The organism is Methylobacterium sp. WL19 (assembly GCF_008040005.1).
Lineage (GTDB): Bacteria > Pseudomonadota > Alphaproteobacteria > Rhizobiales > Beijerinckiaceae > Methylobacterium > Methylobacterium bullatum.
The window spans coordinates 1-18,125 of sequence record NZ_VRVC01000105.1; the positions used below are offsets into that span (position 1 = coordinate 1).

Here is an 18,125-nt window from a genome sequence, read left to right on the forward strand (position 1 = left end):
TTCGGACGCTGACGCTGCCGGACACCTACCAGGACCACAACAGCCCGGAGGCGATGTACGCCGAGGCCGGCCTCGACGCCGACGGCATCGTCAGGACCGTCCAGGCCGCTCTGCCTGAGCAGAAGGCACGCAGTGGTGCCAAGCTCATGAGCATCGGCAACGGTCAGCGCTGACCGGACGACAAACACGAGAACCCGGCATCACGGCTCTGCTTTTGCGGCGGCCGTGATGCCGTTCGAGGCATTCGCATCCTCCGGCGGCCCTGCGCCGAGGATGCGATGGCCGGCTACTTGATGACCGAGCAGGCGAGGCGAGCACCCGCCCCGCCGATCGGCTGGCTGGTATGGTCGTCCTCGTTGGCGTGGATGATGAAGGCCGAGCCGTCGGCATCCTTCAACCCGCCCTCGCCCGTGAGCGGCGTCTCGCTCGACACCTCCGCATTCACCGAGCCATCGGCATTGGCATAGACGTTGGGCAGGTCGCCCTCGTCAGGCCCTTCCGGGTTGAGCAGGCCGTGCTTGCTCTGGTCGTGATTGACGTGAGCCTTCGATTTCTCGAACTTCTCCATGTCCGAGCAATCGGCCACGGCGTGGAAATGGATGCCGTGCCAGCCAGGAGGCAGGCCACCGGGCTGGATCGCCAGACGCAGCACCAGGGCGCTCGCTCCATCGCGGATGGTGACCGTTCCGATCGGTTCGCCCTTCGTGTTGACGACCTTGCTCTCGTAGGTCTGCGGCGCGGTACTCGCCGCCGGGGCAGGCGCCTGCGCGAGGGCGGGCGCGACGCCGCCCAGCAGGGCGAGGACCGACAGGAATCGTCTCATGGCGTTTCTCCTCTCCACGCCGGGGCGATTGTGGAGCTCTGCAAGGAAAATCCCGGCCGCGACCGTGTCCGACGACGATGGCCCGGGCAAGGCTGTCGTCGCGGTCGGGTCGGGTGCCATGTGTGTCCGCCGAGCCCGGACGGCAACCGCATCCGGACGCCGAAGCAGGTCCGGTGCCGGGCATCCCCACGGGGCATCCACCCCAAACGGAATGCCGGTTAACATAGCATCGTGGACGCCATCGTAAGCTTTCGTTAAGCTGACATCTCAGTCCGACAGCGATTGCCGGGCGGCCGTGCGGAGGTGGAACGCCGATATGCGTCCGATCTCTCGGCACCAGCCTGGAGAGAGTCGATGCCAATGCGTCTTAATCGGTTTTCGACCATCGTTTCGGCGCTCGGCCTGTCGGCGCTCTGCGCCATGCCGATGACCGATACCGTTTCCGCTCAGGACGCGCCCCTCGCCAAAGACGCGACGCCCGCTCCCGCCGGCCGTGCGTGGACCGATCCGCCCGACCGGAAGGCCGCACCCTCGCCCGTCGCCGGGCGCGAGGATGGCAAGCAGCAGGATGTCCGGAAGGCCGACGCGACGGCCCGTGCCGGGAAGGCGGCGCGAAACCGCCGTGACGCGGCTGCCAGACCCCGGCCCGCCACGGCCAGCCGGCACGCGAGCAGAAAGGCACCCGGCCACGGGATCGCCCGACGCCTGGTCGCCGCCGGACGCGAGACCATCCGCCCCGTCGCCGTCAGGGCGCCCGCCAGCCGGGTGGCGAGAGACGGAACCTGGACCGTCCGTGCCTTTCAGCCGAACTACGATGACACTCCCGGCTATCGCTACGGCTACCTCCCGGAAGAGGGGCCGGCCTATCGCCGCCGGGATGATGGGGGCAGAGATTATCAGGTGGCCCGCCTGCGGGAGGCTCGCGAGGCGGGATATCTCGTCGTCCGCTCGAATGACCCCCGCCCGATGCACGGACGCCCCTTCGAGGCTCTCCGCGGGCCCGAGGATCGGGGCGATCCCGAAGACTGATCGTGCGCGCCGGGCTTTACCGTCGGCGTTTCTGACTGGGCTTGCGCATCACTCCGCCCACGCAAAAAACCTCGCTGGCGAGAGCCGGCGAGGCATTCCATGATAGCGGGGGAAGCGAAGACCGCTTTAGCGAAGGCGGCCGGGACGTGCCGGCTCGAAGACGATGCGGCGGTGAAACGCGCACCAGCTCTTGCCATCCGGCGCAGGCGCACCGCAACAGACCGCGCGATCGTTCGGCTCGCCGATGATGAACTTGCAGACGAAGGCGCCCGACTGTGCGAAGGGGACGCGCAGTTCGGCCGACGGCTCGGCAATGGCGTCAGCATCGCCGATCTGTGACAGGCGAACGAGTTGATTCATGTAAAACGTACTCGCAGGATCTGCGTCTCTGGCGGGCGCACGCCCGGTGGGACCGTGGATTGAAATCCGCCGTACGAACGGTCCTTCCGCCACGAGGCACGACGATGCCCCGGTTGCTTCCGATCCGCCCCGTGACTTCATGGGAAGCCGCGATACGACGCTGTCATGATGTCACTGTATCTAGGGATCTTTCGCCCTTAAACAAGTCTCGACGCATCAAGGTGCTGCAGCGCACAGATTCTGGCGTCTTTCGGCGTGGTTCGAGGTCGAGTTCGCCTCTTCTAGCGCCGGATCCCTTTCTTTTTTGAGAATGCCGACCACCGAATCATCCGTCGCCGGTCGACGCCGCGCAGTGATTCGCCGGGTACGTCGGCCTTCGAGCGCCTCGCGAAACCTTCGCTCACGTCCGAGACGACGAAAAAACCCCATGCGCCGGCCGGCACATGGGGTCTGGTCGTTGTTCGAAACCGTGGTCCGGCCCGCTCGCGGCGAGCGCGGCCCCTGCCGGCTTACTTGAGCAGCTTGACCAGGGCCTTGCCGGCCGGGGTCTTCAGCTCAGCCGCATCGAGGGTGCCGTCGTTGTCCGGATCGGCCGCCTTGAAGCGGGACTCGACCAGGGCGAGGTACTCTTTCTTGTCGATCGTGCCATCCTTGTCCGGATCGGCTTCCGCGATCACCTTCTTGCCACCGCGACCCTTGAGCTCCTTGGCGTCGAGGGTGCCGTCCTTGTCGCCTTCGAGGGCGTCGAACTTGGCGCTGGCGACGGCCTGGACTTCCTTCAGGTCGATCGTGCCGTCATTGTCGGTGTCGATCATGGAGATGATCTTGTTGCCCTTGGCGGAGGCCGGGGTGGCGACGGCGAAGGGGACGGCCAGGGCGGCGATGGCAAGGAAAAGGGGGAGCTTTGACCGGTTGAGCATGCGTAAACCTCCTAATTGCGTCAGCGTTGTGGAACTATCACAGGCTTTTGCAGATGCGAAGGTACTCTATTGCAGGGCAGCGGCCCGTTCTTGGGCCGGCTGTGGATGACGGACTCTCCGATACCGGCGGATTGGAGCCCCAAAGGGCACGGGCACACGACACATGCCGCTGATGACGGATTGGTTCTCCCTTCTCCTTAATGAAGGAGCGATGTCATGGGAAGCAACGAAGGACATGATCCATCACTATGTTTCAGCCCGTCATGGAAACCGGCCGTCGTCTTCTCAGGCGCATCTGGCGTTGGGCCGTCTTCAGGGGGACGGGATTCAAGTACCGGGATTTCGAATTGGCCTTCGAGCGAGGCGATTGGCCGACGATCCTGACACGGGCCCGTAACGGCGAGCGACTCAAGAAAAGCCCGTCGATGATGGGCATGTTCATCCGCGCCGCCGGCGAGATGCGTGACGTCGAAGCATTGGCCTGGGCCGAAAGCCAGTGCCTGGGCGCGCGATGGTCGACGCGGGATCGGTATTCGGTGAGCCAGAGGTTCCTGATGCTCGGCGAAGCGGCTGCCGCATGGGCGGTCTTCACCGCCGATGCGGCCGTGATGGCCGAGGCGAAATTCGCCCACCAGGCGAAATCGTTCCTCCCCCATACCAAGGATGCCGCCCTCCGGTCGGCGATCAAGGCGGCCATGGCGAAGGCCGTCCCCGTCGGGTCCTCCGCCGCGGCGGGCGTCGTCAAGGCGGCGGCCACGACGATTCGATTTCCGTTCTTCGGCTCCGGGCAGCGGGTTCAGGGCTCCGTCGAGATCCGGTCGAGCGAGCGAACCCCGCCGCGCCACGCCATCAAGGTCACCGCGGATATCGAAAGCTTCCGGACCAAGGTCGCCCGGGCAAAGCCGCCCGAGATCATCGAGCACCGGGAGGTGTTCGTGGACCGGAACGGCCAGATCTGGAAGGAGGACGGCAGCCTCATCGTCTCGAAGGGAACGCCCATTTCCCGCTTGTCGCGCGCGGAAGCGCCCGGCATCGCGACAGGCTTCTTCGCCATCAAGAGCACGCGCGGCATCTATCACTGGCTGGTGGATCGCCTGCCGCTCTTCGCCTGGATGCTGGAGGACGGGGCGCCGGATGCGGTGATCCTCCTGAGCGACGAGGCCCCCTCCTTCGAGAAAGAGACCCTGCGTCTGGCCGGCCTGCCCCAGACGGTGGTGGATGTCGGTGATGCGGTCTTCGTCCAGCGGTTGCTGATCGCCCGCAGCGGCATGCAGGGTTTCAGCTATTGGGAGCAGGTGGCACCCGTCATCGAGCGGGTGAAGCGGTCCGCCCGTGCCATCGCTGCGCAGGAAAACGTGAGCGCCGGCGATGCGATCTACATCTCACGCCGCGATTCGAGCCGACGGGTCATGAGAAACGAAGCCGAACTCGAGGCCCAGATCACGACGAGGGGCTATGCGGGCGTCGCCCTCGGGACCATGCCCCTGTGGCAGCAGGTCTTCGTCGTCTCGTCGGCGAAGCGGATCGTCGCTCCTCATGGGGCCGGGTTGGCACATATCGTCTTCTCGGAGCCCGGAACCCACATCACCGAGATCGTGCCGGTCCAGGACGGGACCTACTTCCTGCGTCTGAACTATGCCCGGCTCAGCCTCGTGATGGGACATCGCTATCGGGGCTGGCTTGAGCCTCACCACGGCGCCAGGGACAGTTGGACCGTGGATGCCCCGGCCTTCCTCAATTATCTCGATGAGCGGCCCGGCGATGCGGCCGCTCACGTTCGCGTGGAGGATGCCGGCGACCGGTCCCGGATGGGGTGAAGAGGCCTTTGTCCGGCGGCGGATCACGCGATTGTTGGAGGCGCCCCGACGAATGGGCGCCCTCATTCCGGCCACGTCGTTGCAGCAGGGGCTGCGTTCATGGGAGACACCCGGCACCGGCATGGGGGCCGGACTCGGTCGGCCGGGTCGAAGCGTTCGGCTAAGTCTTTGTCGAGACGCGGTGTATCGATGCGGGCTGTTGCGTCCTCGCGTGAGGCGGCATTAGATTTTGGGTTGGGAGATCGGGATTGGGCGCTCGACCGGGAACACGTTCAGTGAAGGGCTGTCCACCGGTCTCCTGGCGAGATGGTTCATGCTGATCTTGGAGAACGTCTGGGTCCGGTCGCTCCAGTCGCGGTCGCATGCGGTTCTGTGCGGCCTCTCCGGGGTCATCCCGACGAACCGTCGCGTCGGCATCCTCTGCGCCTCGAAGATCGAGCGCCGTGCCTTCAGCGACCTCATCTCGGGGGTGAGGCAGCCCGCCGTCGGCAAGGTGCGGCGCGAGGCGGACATCTCGAGTCCCGTCGGTCGCATGGCTGGGATCGTCGCCCTCCATACGCTGAGGCGGAACTGCGTGTTCGCGGCCAAGATGCACCGCATCGAGCCGGGAAGCCTGATCAAGTTCGTCGCCTTCGTGGCCAATATCGATGCCTTCATGGACGTGCCGTACAAGCACGTGCCCGCCGATATCGCCTTAGCGTTTCGGTATGCCCTGTCCTACGGGCTGCCCTACGAGACCTACTTCGTCGACGGCGACATTCTTCCGCAGACGGCTGAGTTCACCGACCGTTTCGCCAGCGTGATTAAGCAACGCTCGGCTACGAGCGGTTTCATCGTCATTTCGTCGAACGTCGCCCAGGTGCGGGAGTTCTGCGACATCGTCGGCGTGGTGCAGGCCGATAAGATCGTCCTCTACTCCAATGCTCAGCGGGCCATCCACGAATACATGAGGCTGGTCGACCTCAACAAGCCCGATGTCGATGCCACCGAGACCTTGCTGGCGCGGATCCGTCGCGCCTTGAAGCTCGAAGATTGGCCGATGGTGGCCGCCATCGCCACGTCCGAGATGCAGGACGATCCGGATAGCCCCACGGCGATCTGGCTGTATGGGGAACTCGCCCTGTCGCGGGGGGACCGTCGACGCGGCATCGACCTGATCATACGCGCCTGTCAGGCCAACCCCTCCTTCGAGGAGCCGTGGAAGGCTCTGGTGCGCGTCGCCGAAGACGAGCAGGACGAGGAGAGGCTCAAGCTCCTGGCCTCCGTGCTGATGACCAACGATCAATGCCGGATCTTGCGGATGGCCGCCAAGATCATCGAGCAGACCGGCACCGACGCGGCGGCCGCCGACGCTTGGCGTCGGGTCGCCGCCGCGGCCCGGACGGATGTGGGCGTGCTGATCGAGGCCGGCGACCGCTTGCTCCGCGCGGGGGCGGGGGAGGATGCGGCCCGGATCTTCGAGGCCGCCTATGCGGCCGATCCGACGAATGGCCGCCTCCTGGTGATGCTCTACCGAAGTGAACTGCTCTTTTCCGACAATGAGCGGTTGGCCGAATTGGCGGCTCTCATCGTGGAGTTCTACCCGGAGGAGGCCGAACGGGCCGTGCGCCTCGCCCAGCGCGCGCGCCGTCCTGAGGTGAAGGCGATCGAGGATGGCGGCTCGTCTACCCTTCTCGAATCCGTTGCCGAGGAAGCCCTTCCGGTCAGAATCGGGCGCGCCCTGAAACAGCAGGATGTCGACGCCCTGGCCGAGATCGCGGAGGCCGAGATCCGGCGGGAGGCGGACGGCGCCACCGGCATCTGGCTTCTCGGTGAGATCGCCTTGATCAAGGGAGATCGCGAGCGCGGCGGGGAACTGATCCTGCGCGCGTGCCAGGCGGATGCCGAGTTGGAAGAGCCCTGGAAGACTCTGGGGCGTCTCGCGGAAGAGGAAAAGAGCGAGGAGCGGCTCAGCTATTACGTTTCCGCCCTGATGACCAACGGTCAGGGGCGTATCCGTCGGCTGGCCGCCAAGGCGCTCGAGCCGACGGGCGACGAGGAATCGATCCTGGCGGCGTGGCGTGCCGTCGCCCATGTGGCCGGTGCGGATCTTGCCCTGATGCTGGAGGCGGGCGACCGGCTGTTCCGCTATGGCGCCGCCGGCGAGGGAGCCCAGGTCTTGTCACGGGCGCTTCAGGTCGATCCCCGGAACGGACGCGTGCTGATGCTGCTCTATCGCTGCGAACTGACCTTCTCCGACGACGAGCGCCTATTGGCGCTCGCGGGCCAGATCAACGATGTCTCCCCGGCCGATATCGACCGCGCCATCCGTCTCGCCCTGAATGCGCGCAAGGCGAACCTCGGCAAGCGGATGAAGGAACGGTTCAAGCAGCCCGCGCCCAGCGACGCGAGCGCCTGAGCGGAGGCGGCCTCACGCCTCCCGCACACCGGGCTTCTGCCCCGGATCGAAGGTGAAGACGACGCCCGCCTGCTCGAGAACCTGACGCACCGCCTGCACCGTGTCGCGTCGCGGGCGGATGGTCGCCTCCGGATCTTCGATCCGCACGATGGTCGAGACCGATACGCTCGCCCGCCGCGCCAATTCGTCCTTCGACAGGCCGGCCATCCCGCGCGCGGCCCGGACCTGTGCGGAGGTGAGATCCCCGCTGCCGCGGCCGATATCGGTCGCGGGCCCGCGAGCGTCCGTGCTCGACGAGGCCGCCTGGAAGCGGCTCTGTCCGGGGACGCTCAGGCACACGCCGACCCATTCCTTCACCGAGCCGTCCCGGTTCATGATCGGCACGCCACGGGCGTTGAACCAGCGATAGACCCCATCGACGCAGAGGATTCTGTAGTCGGTGTTGTAGGCCGTGTCGTGGCTGAGGGCCGTGCGCCAGGCGAAGTTCGTGCGTTCCCTGTCGTCGGAATGCAGGACGTCGATCCAGCCGAGGCCCTGGAACTGATCGTGTCGCTGCCCGGTGAGCTCCTCCCAGAGCGGCATGTCGATCGACTTCCCATCGGGGCTGACGATCCAGACCACCGCAGCCGTGGCCGAGAGCAGAGCCTCGAAGCGATCGGGTCCCTGTTTGGTGGAATGCTTCGCATCGTAGCGATCGGTCACGTCCTCGACGACGCCGATCGCCTGGCTCGGGCGGTTGCCGGGGCCGAGCACCACCTCGGCATGGCTGGCGATCCAGCGCAAAGTCTGGTCCGGTCGGATGATGCGGAACTCGCGCCGGAGCGGCTGGCCTTCGCGCAGCAGGGTCAGCATATCCGTATGCGCGGCACGATCGTCGGGATGCATCATGGCCTCCACGACGCCGAAGCTCAGGGCGACCGAGGGGGAAAGGCCGAGAACGCGATGGAGGCCGATCGATCCGTGGATGTCGAGCTCTTCGAGGTCCGCCGACCAGAAGCCGACATCCGTGGCATGTTGCATGAACTTCAGGAGGCGGCGGGAGGGCAACCGGCGCGATGCGCCATCCGACCGTCCGGATGGATCCATCGACGACCGTGGCGGCATGTTTCTTTCTCCTCGGCCAATGTGCCGCCTGACATGAACGATTTTATGCCAGGATGTTCCGAAACACTATGTCGTTGCGTGTTTTTCTCCTGCCGCACAACCCGCTGTAGGGCGAATGGGACATAATTTCGCTCGGTGCATTGTCCGTCCCCGTTGCCACCCCGTGGATGGGCGAGGTCATGCATCTGCCCCCGCCATCCCGGCCCTCCTGCGGGCGCCCGTCACAGCCGCGCCCATGACGGAACCGGCGCGATCGCCCCTTTCGATGCGGGCGAACTCGCATGTCGCGTGCCGGTGACGGGAACCTCAGAGGGATTCTGGGCGGTCTCGCGCGGTGAATGGCCGGAAGCGGTGCGGCGTCGGCTTCGCCCGGCGCACATGGCGTCCCGCTCAGCCGGCCCGAACCGGTGCGTTGGCCAGGGTCAGAAGGGTCTGGAGCAGGACATCGGCGCCGGCGGTGCAATCGCCCTGCGTCGCCGACTCCGCCTCGTTGTGGCTGATCCCGTCGCGGCAGGGCACGAAGATCATGGCCGTCGGGGCGAGGGCGGCGATGTTGCAGGCATCGTGGCCAGCGCCCGAGACCATGCGGCGATGGCTGAAACCCAAGCCCCTGGTCGCCGCCTCGACGGCGCCCACGACCCCGGCATCGAACGGCACGGGTTCCTTTCGCCAGATCCGGGTCAACTCGATAGTGAGCTTGCGCCGGCCGGCGATGGCGTCGAGTTCCGCTCGTAATTCGCTTTCGACCGCGTCGAGGGTCTCGGCTTTCGGGTCGCGCACGTCGAGGGTGAAGCGGATGCGGCCGGGGATGACGTTGCGCGACGGCGCGCCGATCACCGCCTCGCCGATCGTCGCCACCGCCGTGGGACCGTGGGCATGGGCGATCCGCTCGACGGCCAGCGCGATCTCGGCGAAGCCGTTGAGGGCGTCGCGACGGCGCGGCATCGGCGTCGTGCCCGCATGGCTCTCGAAACCCGTCACCACGCCGTCGAACCAGGCGATCCCCTGCCCGCCCTCGACGACGCCGATGGTGGTCGCCTCGGCCTCCAGGATCGGACCCTGCTCGATATGCAGTTCCACGAAAGCGCCGATCCTGCGCTCGCCCACCGGCTCGTCTCCGAGATAGCCGATGGCCTCCAGCGCCTGCTTCACGGCGATACCGGCGGCATCCCGCCGGGAATGGATGTCCTCCACCGTGAATTCTCCGGCATAGGCGGCGGAGGCCATCATGGCGGGGGCGTAACGCGAGCCCTCCTCGTTGGTCCAGTTGACGAGGAGCAGGGGCGCCTCGGTTTCGATGCCGGCATCGTTCAGCGCCCGCATGACCTCCAAACCTGCCAGGGTGCCGAGGATGCCGTCGAACTTGCCCCCCGTGGGCTGCGTGTCGAGATGCGAGCCGCAGGCGACCGGCAGGCGCGTCATGTCGCGTCCGCGCCGCAGGGCGAACTGAGTGCCCAGCGCATCGACACGCACCTCCAGTCCCGCCGCCTCGCAGGCATCCCGGAACCAGTCCCGGACCTGGCCATCCTCCTGCGACAGGGTCAGCCGGTTGATTCCGCCGGCCGGGGTGGCGCCGAACCGGGCGGTCTCCATGATCGTGGACCACAGGCGCGCGCCGTCGACGCGGAGATTGTGGGTCATGCTCATGGGCGTGTCCGTTGTCTCGGGTTGGTCTTTTCGGAATGGGGTCGGTTCTTCAACCTTCCGACCTGAGGTTCCGCGAAGCGGCCTCGAAGGAGGCCTCCAGGGATCGGAGGGTGAATGGGAGGTCTCCTTCGAGGCCTGCGCTTCGCTCCGGCACCCCAGGGCGAGGTCGTGGGTGGGAGAGCTACGCCTCCACCATCTCCGCCCGCTGTGCCTGGAAGCTCCGCGTCGCCTCGTCGGTCTTCCAGCAGGCGGCGCGATGGCCCGGTCCGGCCTCGACCACCGGCGGGTCGCCCACGCGGCAGCGTTCCTCGGCAAGGAAGCAGCGCGGTGCGAAGGGGCAGCCCGGCTGGCGGTTGGCGAGGTCGGGCGGGCTTCCCGGGATGGTCTGGAGCCGGGAGCCCTTGGCGAGCGCCCCGTCGGCGCGGCTGCGCAGCAGGCCGATCGTGTAGGGATGATGCGGGTTCAGCACCACCTGCCGGGCCGAGCCCTCCTCCACGATGCGGCCGGCATACATCACCGCGATCCGGTCGGCGACCTCGACGGCGGCACCGAGATCGTGGGTGACGAAGAGGGTGGAGAGCCCGAGCTCCGCCTGCAGGTCGCGCAGGAGAAGCAGGATCTGGATCTGCACCGTGGCGTCGAGGGCCGTCGTCGGCTCGTCGGCGAGGAGGACCTTGGGGTTGCAGGCGAGGGCGAGGGCGATCATCGCGCGCTGGCGCATGCCCCCCGACATCTCGTGCGGATAGGCGTCGAGCCGCCGCTCCGGGCTCGGAATGCGCACCCGTTCGAACTGCTGCAGCGCGCGGGCGCGTGCTTCGGCCGCGCCGATCCCCTCGTGCTGGCGGATCGCCTCCATGATCTGGCGGCCCACCGTATAGACCGGATCGAGGGCCAGCAGCGGCTCCTGGAAGATCATCGCCACTTCGCGGCCGCGTAACGCCGTCAGGTCGCGCTTGCCCATGGCCATCACGTCGCGGCCGGCAACGAGGATGCGGCCCTCGATCGCCGTCTTGCGCTCGGGGTTGAGGCGCATGATCGCGCGCAGGGTCACGCTCTTGCCCGAACCCGACTCGCCGATGAGGGCGATGGCCTGGCCTCGGCCGAGGGTGAGATCGACCCCATCGACGGCACGGACCCTACCGCCGAAGGTGACCTTCAGGCCTTGGATTTCGACGGCGGGTTCCTTGCCAACCGCTCGGGTCATCGGTCGCATCTCGGGTTCGCCGTGAATCGGGGTGTGCCTCGGTGGCGAAGAACCGTGCTCATGCGGCCACCGGCAGGGCGGGCGCCGCCGAATGGCCGGAGCCCGGCTGGCGGGCGAGGCAGGCGACGCGGTGGACGGGGTCGACCGGGGCGAGGGGCGGAACATGGCTCCGGCAGATATCCTCCACGAGACTGCAGCGCGGGTTGAAGCGGCATCCCGGCGGCGGGTCGATGGGGTTGGGCGGGTCTCCGGCCAGCGGGGCCACGGTGGTGCGGTTGTCCGGGTCCATCGACGGCATCGAGGACAGGAGCGCCTTGGTATAGGGATGGGCGGGGTCGGCCAGCACGGTGTCGGCCGGGCCGATCTCCACCACCTGCCCGAGATACATCACCGCCACCCGGTCGCAGATGAAGCGGACGACGTTGAGGTCGTGGCTGATGAACAGGTAGGTGAGGTCGAATTCCTGCTTGAGGTCCATCAGCAGGTTCAGCACCTGCGCCTCCACCGACTTGTCGAGGGCCGAGACCGCCTCGTCGAGGACCACGAGGCGCGGCTCCAGCGCCAGGGCGCGGGCGATGTTCACGCGCTGGCGCTGGCCGCCGGACAGTTCGTGCGGATAGCGGGCGGCGAAGCGCGCCGGTTCCAGGCCGACACGGGCGAGCAGGCTGCGCGCCCGCTCGATGGCCTGGCGTTTGGGCACGCCGTGGACCCGTGGCCCGAAGGCGATGGACCCTTCGATGGTCATGCGCGGGTTGAGCGACGAGTAGCTGTCCTGGAACACCATCTGGGCCTGGGCGCGAAACTCGCGCAGGGGCAGCGCCCGGCTGCCGATGCGCTCGCCGTCGAACAGCATCTCGCCCTTGTCGTGCTGGGTCAGGCCCATGATGAGGCGGGCGGTGCTGGACTTGCCGCAGCCGGATTCGCCGACGACCCCCAGGGTCTCGCCCTTCCTGATGTCGAAATCGACGCCGTCCACGGCGCGCACGACGGCCTTTTTGCCGCCGATCCCCTTCTTGACCGGGAAATGCTTCACCAGCCCCTCGACGGTGAGGAGCGGCTGGCCCGGGCCGCCCCGGTCGCGGGAGGAGAGCGGGCTCGACGCGATGGGCGTGCTCATGACTTCACTTCCATTGCCGAACGCAGGCCGTCCGAGAACAGGTTGAACGAGATCGAGACGATGAAGATCGCGAGGCCCGGAAGTGCGGCGACCATCGGGTTCACGTAGATCGCCGTGCGCAGGGTGTTGAGCATCAGGCCCCATTCGGGCTCCGGCGGCTTCACGCCGAGACCGAGGAAGGAGAGGCCCGAGGCCAGGATCATCGACACGCTGATGAGGCTGGTGGAATAGACGAAGATCGGTCCGAGCACGTTGCCGAGCACCTGCGCGCGCAGGATCGTCAGGGTGGAGGCGCCGGAGAGGCGGGCGGCGTCGACATAGTCGCGTGAGCGGATCTGCGTCGTCACGCTCTCGGCCACGCGGGCGATCTGGGGGGTGAACACGCAGGTTAGCGAGACGATGGAGTTGAACACGCCCGCCCCCAGTGCGCCGGAGAGGGCGATGGCCAGAAGCACCGAGGGGAAGGCGAAGAACACGTCGATGGTGCGCATGAGCACCGTGTTGAGCCAGCCGCCGACATAGCCGGCGAGGATGCCGATGCTGGAACCGAGGAGGAAGGCGAGGATCACCGGCGTGACGCCGATGAACAGGGAGAGGCGCCCGCCCAGCATCAGGCGGCTCAGCATGTCGCGCCCGAGCTCGTCCGAGCCGAGAATGTATGTGGCGTCGCCCACGGGCTTGAGCCGCCGCACCATCGAGCCGCGATACGGGTCCATGGGCGTGATCCACGGCGACAGCAGCGCGATGGCGACGATGGCGAGGATGACGAAGGCGGCGATCATCGCCACGGGATCGCGCAGGAGCTTGGCCAGCACGTTGCCCCAGAACCCGCGCGAGGCGACGAAGGCCTCCGGCGTCGAGGTGAGTGGGGGAGCGCCCCCGGCGATGTCGATGGCCGATACGGCCGGACTGGTCCCGAGTGCCATCAGCCCCTCTCGATGCGCGGGTCGAGCGCCGTCTGCACGACGTCGACGATGAGGTTGAGGGCGACGAAGAACATCGCCAGGACAAGGATGGCGCCCTGCAGCAGCGGCAGGTCGCGTTGGAAGATCGCGGCGTTGAGGAGGAATCCGGTGCCGGGCCAGGCGAACACCGTCTCGATCAGGATCGAGCCGCCGAGCAGGTAGCCGAGCTGCAGCCCCATGATCGCGAGAGCGGTGGGAGCGGCGTTCTTCACCACGTGCTTGAACACGCCGAATTCGGAGAGGCCTTTCGCCCTGAGCGCCCCGACGAAATCCTGGGAGAGGATGTCGCCCACCAGCGCCCGGACGGTGCGGGCGATGACGCCCATCGGGATCACCGACATCGTGATGGCGGGCAGGATGATGTAGCGCAGGTGCTCGAGATCCGGCTTCCAGTTGCCCGACCCGTCGGGGCCGGCGCCGGTGGAGGGGAGCCAGCCGAGCTGGGCCGAGAACACGATCACCAGGACCATGCCGAGCCAGTAATGCGGCACGCTCACACCGAAGACCGAGATGGCGGAGGCCGCCCGGTCGAGCACGGAATCGCGGAAATAGCCGGCGACGAAACCGAACAGGCAACCGAAGGTGAAGCCGATCAGGGTCGCCACGGAGGCGAGGATCAGGCTGTTGACGACGGCGCGACCGACCTCGCTCAGGACCGGCCTGCCGGTGGCGATGGACGTGCCGAGATCGCCGTGGAGCACCTTCCACAGCCACAGGGCGTACTGGACCGGCAGCGGCTTGTCGTAGCCGTAGGCGATCCGCATGGCATCGATCGTCTCCTGGGTGGCGTCCACCGGCAGGATGGAGCTGAGGGGATCGCCGTCCGCCAGATGTACCAGCGAGAAGCAGACGATGCTCACACCGAGCGCCACCGGGGTGACGGTGAGGAGGCGGCGGAGGATGAAGCTCAGCATGGGAGCATCCGGAGACCTCAATCGAGTGTGGCGGCTCTCCTCCCCCTTGCGGGGAGGAGTTGGAGGTGGGGGTGGCAGGGCGATCTTCTTCCTGCGGAGGCTGGCGGAGCGACCCCCACCCTCGATCCCTCCCCACAAGGGGGAGGGAGGATGCGTCTCACTTCCCCACGGTGATGGGCGAGAAGTCCTGGTACCAATTCTGGGCCTGGACGAAGCCCTTCACTTTCGAGCTCATGGCGCGCGGGTTGGTGTCGTGGGCGACCATGAGGAACAGCGCCTCGTCGACGTATTTCTCGTGGACCTTCTGCAGCACCTTGATCTGCTCGGCCGGATCGAACGTCGTGCGGATCTGATCGAACAGCTTGTCCATGTCGGGGTCGCAGTAATGGCCCCAGTTCGTGCCGTTGGGGGCCGCCAGATTGCACTGCAGGTGGCGGATGAAGCCGGTGAAGGGGTCCTGGATGAAGTAGGAGAAGTTCATCCCCGTGGCGCCGCGCGACACGTCGGCCTTCGCGCCGGCCCGCCACAGGTTGATGAGCGCGTTCCACTCGACGACTTCGAAATTCACCTTGATTCCGATATCGGCGAGGTTCTGCTGGATCAGCTCGTTCATCGGCAGGGGCTGCATCTGGCCCGAGCCCGAGGGCGCGATGAGGATCTTCGTGACGATGGGCTTGTTGGGGCCGTACCCGGCCTCGGCCAGGAGCTTCTTGGCGGCGTCGGGGTCATAGGTCGGCTTGAAGGTCGGCGAGCCGAACCAGGCCGAGCCCGGCGGCATGAAGCCCTGTGCCGGGATCATCAGGCCGCTGAGCATCTCCTTCATGCCCTCGCGGTCGACGGCGAGGTTGGCGGCCTTGCGCACGCGGATGTCGTTCCACGGCGAACCCTCTGCCCGCGACAGGTGCCAGGTCCAGTTATGCGGATAGGCGTTGGTGACGATGCTGAACCCCGCCCCCTTGAGGGAGGCGATGGCGTCCGGCGGCGGGGCCTCGATCCAGTCGACCTGGCCCGAGCGAAGGGCCGCCACGCGGGCATTGGCCTCCGGCAGGGGCACCAGCACCAGCTTGTCGAGCTTGGGCACCCGCGCCTTGTCCCAGTATTCGGCGAAGGGGGCCATCTCGGCGCGCTCGCGCGGGGCGAACAGGGTGAGCTTCCACGGGCCGGTTCCCGACGGCGTCTTGGCGAACGCGTCCCAGCTCTTGCCCAGCTTCTCCCACTGCGCCGGCGAGGACATCATGATCCAGGCGATCTGGTAGGGCAGCGTCGCGTCCGGCGCCTTGGTGGTGATCTCCACCGTCATCGGATCGACCACGCGGTAGCTGGCGACACCGGGGATGCGCGACCTACCCTGCGCCGACTGGCGCGGATCGAATTGCGGCGCATCGGTCTTGAGGAGCTTGTCGAAGTTCCACACCACCGACTCGGCGGTGAAGGGCGACCCGTCGTGGAAGGTGACACCGGGGCGCAGCTTGAAGATCCACTTGGTCTTGTCGGCAGCATCCACCGCCCAGGAGGTGGCCAGACCGGGGGTGAGGTCGGAGGGCTTGGTCGCGCTCGACAGGTCCCAGTTGATGAGCGCGTCGTAGACCGTGTAGCCGGTGAAGCGCATGCCCTCGCCGCCATTGTCGGCCTGCCCCGTGGTGAGCGGGATGTCCGACGCGGTCATTCCGATGCGCAGCGTTCCCTGCGCCCATGCGGACGGCACCATGCCGCTGGCGGCCAGCGCCGCGGCCACGAGTCCAACGCGAAGATGTTCTGCCAAGCCTCTCATCGTGTTGTGCTTTTCCTCGGTCGACCGATGATCGGCGAAATTGCCGGTGTCGCGAACGCCCATGCAAGGCGCCGGCCAGACTGGACTCTTTCCAACCCCGGCGGATGAAAATGCATACGAAATCCAGCGCGGCCGGGCGGTTCGCCATGCGCTGGGGGCCGGCCCGCCCGGCGGGGGCGCCGTCATGGGTTTTGCGCTGCGGCGATCGGCTCTAAACCGCCTCACACCGGGCATTCCGCCCGGCGGAGCGTCCCGGTTGTCCCTCCCTCCGAACCCCAGGGCCAAGGCCAGCGGCGCCGTCTCCGGCGGCCTCCGGCGCGGGCGCGTGGCCGGCTTCCTCATGGGGCGGGGCTCCCTCTCCACGCCGGGATCGAACCTCGCGCGCCTGCCGATCGCCCTCGACCCGCGCGGGCTCAGCATCATCGAAGGCATCCGGGCGGCCTGCGCCTTCGGCACCGTCATCCTGCTCCACGAATTCGTGGCGTGGCCCCCGCTCCTGATCATGGCGCTTGCGGCCAACCTCACCTGCTTTGCCGATATCGGCGGCCCGATGCGCTCCCGGCTGATGGTGCTCGCCGTGTTCTCGGTGATCGGCAGCCTGATCTGGAGCCTGTTCGGCCTGCTCCAGCCCCATGGCCCGGCGCTCGTTGTGCCCCTCGCCACCCTCGTCATCTTCTGCTGCAGCTATGCGCGGGTCTGGGGCGTGCAGGAGCAGACCGCCGGCAACGTCCTCGTCCTCGTCCTGGCCTTCGCCCTCGACCGTCCCCTCACCGGCGGCGAGGCCGTCATCGCCGGAGCGATGGTGCTGGCCGGCGGCCTGTGGGCGACGGTGCTGGCCCTCGCTCTGTGGCGGCTCAACCCTTACCGCCCTACCCAGAGGGCCGTGGCCGAGGTCTGGCGCCGGCTCGCTCTGCTCAGCGGCGATCTCGAAGACCTCGCGGCCTCGGACGAGGCCGGCGCGGCGGGATTCGACGACCATGCCCGCGCCCATCGCCGCGGCGTGCGCGAGGCGATCGAGCTCGCCCGCGGCCTCATCGTCGACCTCGCCCGCAGCCGCGAGCGCGTCTCCGACCGCACCGCCCAGGCGCTGATCCGGCTGGAGAGCGCCGAGCAGATCTTCGCCGCCCTCATCGCCCTGTCCGACCGGATCGAGGCCGACCGCAACCCCAACCGCCAGGTCCGGACCCGGCGCCTGCTGCGCCGCCTGCGGCCGCTCCTCCTCGTGGTCGCGCGGGCGATCCGCGACGACACCGTCCTCGACCTGCCGCGCATCGAGCGCTCGATCGCGCGGGCGGGGCGCGGATTCGCGTCCGACCCTGCCCTCAAGTCCCTGGCCGAGCGCATCCTCGACCGCGTCCGCATCGGGGCCAAGCTCTCGACGCCGGAAGGGTATCGCCCCGGCGGCACGCTGCTGGGGAGCGCCAGCCTGCCCCTGCGCCAGAGGATGCTCGGCCCGTTGAAGGCGAACTTCACCCTGGCCTCGCCGAACCTGCGGCACGCGATCCGCGCCAGCACCGTCACCGCCCCGGTCCTCGGTCTCACCCTGCTCTGGCCGGGGCCGTTCACGCACTGGCTCACCATCACGGTGGTGCTGACCATGCAGCCCTTCTACGCCGCCACCTGGCAGCGGGCGCTGGAGCGGATCGGCGGCACCGTGCTCGGGGGGCTGTTCGGCGCCCTGCTCGCCAGCCTCGCCACGACGACCCTGGCGCTCGCGGCGCTGATCTTTCCGTTGAGCATCATCGGTTTTGCCGCCCGGCAGGTGAGCTATGCCTTCTTCATCGCCTGCCTGACGCCCCTGGTGGTGCTGCTGGTGGAGGTGATGGAGCCCGGCCATGCCTCCTGGGAAGTCGCGGGCATGCGCGCCCTCTTCACCCTGCTCGGAGGTCTCATCGCGGTGGCGAGCAGCCTGCTGCTCTGGCCGGTCTGGGAGCCGGATCAGGTCCGTCTCGAACTGAGGAAGGCCGTGAAGGCCCATGCCGATTTCGCGCGCACCGTGCTCTCGAATCGGGCGGAGGCCGAGCGGAGCGGGGCGGCGGAGGCCGCGGCGCGGGCC

Annotated in this window: 14 protein-coding genes; 4 read left to right on the forward strand and 10 right to left on the reverse strand. The window is 67.6% G+C overall.

The window, feature by feature from the left end:
• Window positions 1-286 precede the first annotated feature (286 nt).
• Entirely contained in the window at window positions 287-823 is a 537-nt protein-coding gene (locus tag FV220_RS18560; RefSeq protein ID WP_147832823.1) for a superoxide dismutase family protein, read from the reverse strand.
• Between the two features lie 354 nt (window positions 824-1,177).
• Between FV220_RS18560 and FV220_RS18565 the strand changes: the two genes are divergently transcribed.
• On the forward strand, window positions 1,178-1,852 hold the full coding sequence (locus FV220_RS18565; protein WP_147832824.1) for a hypothetical protein: 675 nt from the start codon (window positions 1,178-1,180) through the stop codon (window positions 1,850-1,852).
• 126 nt (window positions 1,853-1,978) lie between these two features.
• Here the strand turns inward: FV220_RS18565 and FV220_RS18570 are convergent, their stop codons facing one another.
• Together FV220_RS18570 and FV220_RS18575 are read right to left on the reverse strand one after the other, a co-directional pair.
• On the reverse strand, window positions 1,979-2,212 hold the full coding sequence (locus FV220_RS18570) for a GcrA family cell cycle regulator (protein ID WP_018043414.1): 234 nt from the start codon (window positions 2,210-2,212) through the stop codon (window positions 1,979-1,981).
• A 509-nt stretch (window positions 2,213-2,721) separates the two neighbouring features.
• Window positions 2,722-3,132: an EF-hand domain-containing protein gene (locus FV220_RS18575; protein WP_018043413.1), complete on the reverse strand. Its 411-nt coding sequence runs from the start codon at window positions 3,130-3,132 to the stop codon at window positions 2,722-2,724.
• Window positions 3,133-3,380: 248 nt separating this feature from the next.
• On the opposite strand from FV220_RS18575, the gene FV220_RS18580 reads away from it, so the two are divergent.
• Together FV220_RS18580 and FV220_RS18585 are read left to right on the forward strand one after the other, a co-directional pair.
• Window positions 3,381-4,949, forward strand: coding sequence for a glycosyltransferase family 61 protein (locus FV220_RS18580; protein ID WP_147832825.1), 1,569 nt, complete (start codon window positions 3,381-3,383; stop codon window positions 4,947-4,949).
• A gap of 313 nt (window positions 4,950-5,262) precedes the next feature.
• Window positions 5,263-7,347 carry a hypothetical protein gene (locus tag FV220_RS18585; protein WP_147832826.1) on the forward strand — a complete coding sequence of 695 codons (2,085 nt, stop codon included), beginning with the start codon at window positions 5,263-5,265 and terminating at the stop codon, window positions 7,345-7,347.
• Between the two features lie 12 nt (window positions 7,348-7,359).
• On the opposite strand, the gene FV220_RS18590 is transcribed toward FV220_RS18585, so the two are convergent.
• The 7 genes from FV220_RS18590 to FV220_RS18620 all read right to left on the reverse strand — a co-directional run bounded on the left by FV220_RS18590 (window position 7,360) and on the right by FV220_RS18620 (window position 16,006).
• Complete coding sequence (locus tag FV220_RS18590; RefSeq protein ID WP_238253909.1) at window positions 7,360-8,367, reverse strand: PAS domain-containing protein; 1,008 nt, start codon at window positions 8,365-8,367, stop codon at window positions 7,360-7,362.
• A gap of 474 nt (window positions 8,368-8,841) precedes the next feature.
• A complete protein-coding gene (locus FV220_RS18595) occupies window positions 8,842-10,098 on the reverse strand; it encodes a Zn-dependent hydrolase (RefSeq protein WP_147832827.1) in 1,257 nt (418 codons plus the stop codon).
• A 181-nt stretch (window positions 10,099-10,279) separates the two neighbouring features.
• On the reverse strand, window positions 10,280-11,302 hold the full coding sequence (locus FV220_RS18600; protein WP_147832828.1) for an ABC transporter ATP-binding protein: 1,023 nt from the start codon (window positions 11,300-11,302) through the stop codon (window positions 10,280-10,282).
• Window positions 11,303-11,360: 58 nt separating this feature from the next.
• On the reverse strand, window positions 11,361-12,419 hold the full coding sequence (locus FV220_RS18605) for an ABC transporter ATP-binding protein (protein ID WP_056146714.1): 1,059 nt from the start codon (window positions 12,417-12,419) through the stop codon (window positions 11,361-11,363).
• Complete coding sequence (locus tag FV220_RS18610) at window positions 12,416-13,345, reverse strand: ABC transporter permease (RefSeq protein ID WP_056146716.1); 930 nt, start codon at window positions 13,343-13,345, stop codon at window positions 12,416-12,418. The genes FV220_RS18605 and FV220_RS18610 overlap by 4 nt, the downstream gene beginning before the upstream one ends.
• The gene (locus FV220_RS18615) at window positions 13,345-14,298 is read right to left on the reverse strand and encodes an ABC transporter permease (protein WP_018043405.1); all 954 of its coding nucleotides are present in this window, start codon (window positions 14,296-14,298) and stop codon (window positions 13,345-13,347) included. Before FV220_RS18615 ends, FV220_RS18610 begins: the two co-directional genes overlap by 1 nt.
• Window positions 14,299-14,455: 157 nt before the next feature.
• A complete protein-coding gene (locus FV220_RS18620; protein WP_246689488.1) occupies window positions 14,456-16,006 on the reverse strand; it encodes an ABC transporter substrate-binding protein in 1,551 nt (516 codons plus the stop codon).
• A 319-nt stretch (window positions 16,007-16,325) separates the two neighbouring features.
• Between FV220_RS18620 and FV220_RS18625 the strand changes: the two genes are divergently transcribed.
• The coding region (locus tag FV220_RS18625; RefSeq protein ID WP_147832830.1) for an FUSC family protein at window positions 16,326-18,125 on the forward strand (1,800 nt) is incomplete at its 3' end.

Excerpts from the sequence above, each read along its gene's own strand:
- FV220_RS18560 (WP_147832823.1), bottom strand. The coding sequence starts at position 823 with ATGAGACGATTCCTGTCGGTCCTCGCCCTGCTGGGCGGCGTCGCGCCC.
- FV220_RS18565 (WP_147832824.1), top strand. The coding sequence starts at position 1,178 with ATGCCAATGCGTCTTAATCGGTTTTCGACCATCGTTTCGGCGCTCGGC.
- FV220_RS18570 (WP_018043414.1), bottom strand. The coding sequence starts at position 2,212 with ATGAATCAACTCGTTCGCCTGTCACAGATCGGCGATGCTGACGCCATT.
- FV220_RS18575 (WP_018043413.1), bottom strand. The coding sequence starts at position 3,132 with ATGCTCAACCGGTCAAAGCTCCCCCTTTTCCTTGCCATCGCCGCCCTG.
- FV220_RS18580 (WP_147832825.1), top strand. The coding sequence starts at position 3,381 with ATGTTTCAGCCCGTCATGGAAACCGGCCGTCGTCTTCTCAGGCGCATC.
- FV220_RS18585 (WP_147832826.1), top strand. The coding sequence starts at position 5,263 with ATGCTGATCTTGGAGAACGTCTGGGTCCGGTCGCTCCAGTCGCGGTCG.
- FV220_RS18590 (WP_238253909.1), bottom strand. The coding sequence starts at position 8,367 with ATGCAACATGCCACGGATGTCGGCTTCTGGTCGGCGGACCTCGAAGAG.
- FV220_RS18595 (WP_147832827.1), bottom strand. The coding sequence starts at position 10,098 with ATGAGCATGACCCACAATCTCCGCGTCGACGGCGCGCGCCTGTGGTCC.
- FV220_RS18600 (WP_147832828.1), bottom strand. The coding sequence starts at position 11,302 with ATGACCCGAGCGGTTGGCAAGGAACCCGCCGTCGAAATCCAAGGCCTG.
- FV220_RS18605 (WP_056146714.1), bottom strand. The coding sequence starts at position 12,419 with ATGAGCACGCCCATCGCGTCGAGCCCGCTCTCCTCCCGCGACCGGGGC.
- FV220_RS18610 (WP_056146716.1), bottom strand. The coding sequence starts at position 13,345 with ATGGCACTCGGGACCAGTCCGGCCGTATCGGCCATCGACATCGCCGGG.
- FV220_RS18615 (WP_018043405.1), bottom strand. The coding sequence starts at position 14,298 with ATGCTGAGCTTCATCCTCCGCCGCCTCCTCACCGTCACCCCGGTGGCG.
- FV220_RS18620 (WP_246689488.1), bottom strand. The coding sequence starts at position 16,006 with ATGGTGCCGTCCGCATGGGCGCAGGGAACGCTGCGCATCGGAATGACC.